The 3,925-nt window shown below is 42.4% G+C and carries 3 protein-coding genes; all 3 read left to right on the top strand.

Annotation, left to right across the window (positions count from 1 at the left end):
• Nucleotides 1-1,056, top strand: a 1,056-nt coding sequence (locus tag RM049_RS30355; RefSeq protein ID WP_322706809.1) for a methyl-accepting chemotaxis protein, incomplete at its 5' end; no start/stop codon positions are given.
• 187 nt (nucleotides 1,057-1,243) lie between these two features.
• Nucleotides 1,244-3,013: a methyl-accepting chemotaxis protein gene (locus RM049_RS30350; RefSeq protein ID WP_322706808.1), complete on the top strand. Its 1,770-nt coding sequence runs from the start codon at nucleotides 1,244-1,246 to the stop codon at nucleotides 3,011-3,013.
• Between the two features lie 9 nt (nucleotides 3,014-3,022).
• On the top strand, nucleotides 3,023-3,763 hold the full coding sequence (locus RM049_RS30345) for a chemotaxis protein CheW (RefSeq protein WP_322687667.1): 741 nt from the start codon (nucleotides 3,023-3,025) through the stop codon (nucleotides 3,761-3,763).
• The last annotated feature ends 162 nt before the right edge of the window (nucleotides 3,764-3,925 follow it).

The following is a 3,925-nucleotide window of genomic DNA, read 5'->3' as shown; positions in this document are numbered from 1 at the left end:
CACTCGCGAATAAATTGGTCTTTTCACCCTCTTTTTGCAAAATTGGGATGCTCCCCAGCATTTAGTCTAGCAGAGCAGGTTTCTGCCGGTGATTTGACAACTCAGATTGAAGTTACCTCAGACGATGAAATTGGCAAGTTAATGGCTGCATTGAAAAACATGATTGCTAACCTGAATACCCTTGTCCGTCAGGTGCAAAATTCAGGTATTCAGGTAACTACTTCGGCTACTCAAATTGCCGCTTCTGGTAAACAATTAGAAGCGACAATTTCTGAACAAGTAGCCTCTACGAATGAGGTAACTGCTACTGCTAAAGAAATTGCTGCAACTTCTAGGGAACTGGTAAATACTATGGAACAAGTTGCGACTACCTCACAAATCACGACGACGGCTGCTAGCACTAGCCAAAAAGATTTAGTTCGCATGGAAGCCACTATGCGGCAGTTGGTAGAAGCCACCAATGCGATCGCTGCTCGACTGGGAGTAATTAGTGAAAAGGCGAATAACATTAACAACATTGTTGTCACGATTACGAAAGTGGCAGATCAGACAAATCTACTGTCGTTAAATGCTGCTATTGAAGCCGAGAAAGCTGGAGAATATGGTTTGGGTTTTGCGGTTGTTGCTAGAGAAATCCGCCGGCTGGCAGATCAAACTGCTGTTGCTACTCTCGACATTGAACAGATGGTAAAACAGATGCAATCGTCAGTCTCTACAGGTGTGATGGAGATGGACAAATTTGCTGCTGAAGTTGGACGAAGTGTAGAAGATGTTGCCAGCATTAGTTCTCAAATTGGGCAAATTATCCAACAAGTGCAAGACATGGCCCCTCACTTTGAGTCTGTAAACCAAGGTATGGAAATCCAGTCGGTGGGAGCGCAACAAATTAGTGATGCGATGGTGCAGTTGAGTAGTACTTCAGTGCAAACGGCGGATTCTCTGCGGGAAATTAATAGTGCTATAGCTCAACTCAATCAAGTTGCTCAAGGATTACGTCAAGAGATTGCCCGCTTTCAGGTGAAAACAGAATATTCTAGTTTAACTCCTCAGCAATAAATCTAATCAACAATTGAAGAAATATCTCAAGACTTTTACATCATCAGTAAAATCTAGTCTCTGAACTAAGCTACCTACTTAATAATTTATTTACAAATAAAAATACAAACTGTTCATCTTGTTTGTGATTTGGGAATTCTAATAAACGAATGCATTTTACAGCACCAGAGGAACAGTAGGATATCCAATGTTCAAGAACATTACCTTGCAAACCCGGTTGATCGGTTCATTTTTATTCATAGGACTGATTGTATTCACAATGGCCTTGCTGGGATGGTACGTTACCAACGAGTTAAATAAGTCAATTAACGAACTAACTACGAATAATATCCCCAGCTTGTCCGGGGTATGGAAGATTAAGGAAGGTCAGATACAAATTCAATCGGCAGAACGATTATTATTTAATCCTGAAATCAGTGTTAGTGAAAGAGATAGTGCGATCGCTGAAATTCAGGACGCTTGGAAACAGATTAACGAAGGTATTATACAGTACGACGCGACTCCATCCGGCCCAGAAGAATTAAAAGAGTATAATTTACTTAAAGACAAATTGGAAGTTTGGAAAAAAATTAATGAAAAATTATTAAATCTTGAACAAGAACTAAATCAGAATGGAATTAAAAATCCTTGGAAAAAACAACTTGAATTAATCCGCCAGACACAAGAATTATCAGCTAATTTCCCTAGTATTCAAAATACATTTGAATTACGTAAACGGATAAGTAATGAGGTAAAAAATCAAGAATCTCCGGTATTTAAAACAACTAAAGCTCAAGCAGTAAAACTTTTGAATGTTAATGAAAACTTGATATCAACTACACAAAAGGAAGTCGAAAAAAATGTGGGACGCAGCGTTTTCTGGATTTCAATAGGAATTGCCATTGGCCCGATAACTGCAATTCTTCTTGGGTTTGTAATCGCTCGACAAATTACTTATCAGATTTTTAGTGTTATTAGAGTTGCAGAGCAAATTTCTCTGGGAAACTTAACAACTAAAATCGCGGTTGACTTTAACAGCAAAGATGAAATGAACAGACTCTTAACAGCTTTCCAAACTATGACTCAGAGTCTCAATACTCTGATTCGTCAAGTACAGCATTCAGGCATACAGGTTACTTCCTTAGCGACTCAAATAGCAGCTTCAGGTAAACAATTAGAAGGGACGCTCATTGAGCAAGTAGCTTCTACGAATGAGGTAGCTGCTGCTACCAAAGAAATTTCCGCTACCTCTAGGGAATTAGTAAGTGCAATGGAACAAGTTGCAACCATTTCCCAAATCACGACGACAGCAGCGAATGATAGTCAAAAAGATATAGTGCGGATGGAAACCACTATGCGGCAGTTAGCAGAAGCCACGAATGCGATCGCAGCTCGATTGGGAGTAATTAGCGAAAAGGCAAATAGCATTAATACTATCGTCGTCACAATTACCAAGGTGGCAGACCAAACGAATCTGCTGTCGTTAAATGCGGCGATCGAAGCCGAAAAAGCTGGAGAGTATGGCTTGGGCTTTGCTGTAGTGGCAAGAGAAATTCGCCGACTAGCAGATCAAACCGCCGTTGCTACCCTCGATATTGAGCAGATGGTGAAGCAGATGCAATCGTCAGTCTCTACAGGTGTGATGGAGATGGACAAGTTTGCCGCAGAAGTTGGGCGGAATATAGAAGATGTTGCCAGTATTAGTACACAGGTTGGGCAAATTATCCAGCAAGTGCAAGACCTGAATCCGCGATTTGAGTTTGTCAACCAGGCTATGGAAAACCAATCTGTGGGAGCGCAACAAATTAGTGAGACGATGGTGCAGTTGAGCAGTACCTCTGTGCAAAGTACGGATTCCTTGCGGGAAATTAATCATGCCATAACCCAACTTAACCAAGTAGCGCAGGGATTGCGTCAAGAGATTGCCCGCTTTCAGGTGAAAACAGAAGACATTATACCCCTGCACCAATTCTCTTGAGCAGCCCTTATGAACCCCGCTACGCCATTAAATATTGAACGTTGTTGGAATTTTATCGGCATTGAGGGCGATCGCTCCTGTCCCCAATTAGCCACTTATACCCATTGCCGCAATTGTCCCGTTTACTCTACTGCTGGACGCTATTTGCTAGAGCGCTCCATACCTGAAGATTATCGCCATCAGTGGACTGAGTTACTAGCTAAATCTAGAACTGATGAAAATTCCCAGATATCCCATACTTTAGCCACCACTGAAATCACGGTTGTGATTTTTCGTCTGCAACGGGAATGGCTAGCACTTTCTGCCCAAATCTTCAAGGAAATTTCTCTTTCTAGCGTGGTTCATACCCTACCGCATCGCAGCAACCAAATCTTGCGGGGATTGGTAAGTATCCGAGGCGAATTGCTATTGTGTATTTCTTTGAGCGATCTTTTGAATCTGGAAACTGCCGATACAGCAGTACAAACCCTCAGTCCAGTGGTGTATTCGCGCATGGTGGTGCTGGAAAAGGCAGATAAAACTTGGGTGTTTGGTGTCGATGAACTTTATGGAGTACACCGATTTCACCGGGATGAGTTACAAGATCCGCCTAAGAGTCTGACTCAAACTTATACAAAAGGATTATTTCACTGGCAACCTGGCGCGCAAATGGAGCGATCTGCCTCTGGCGGCAGCGCTTCGCTAACGCACAGTGTCAGCTATTTGGATGATGAATTGTTATTCACCACCTTAGCTAGGAAGGTGCTGTAATCAAAGACCTAACCCCCCAACCCCCTTCCCTACAAGGGAAGGGGGAGCTAAACTCCCCTCTCCTCGTAGGCTACGGTGGTGTACACAAGTCTTTTAAAGTTGCTGCGGAATGTAGGGTGGGTTAATTTTTGTAGGTCGATGCAACAAAGGTGCAAGTCGATA

It is taken from the genome of Nostoc sp. DedQUE04 (assembly GCF_034530995.1).
Taxonomy (GTDB): domain Bacteria; phylum Cyanobacteriota; class Cyanobacteriia; order Cyanobacteriales; family Nostocaceae; genus Nostoc.
Note: the sequence above shows the minus strand (reverse complement) of the source record. Positions and strands in the feature narration are given on the sequence as shown.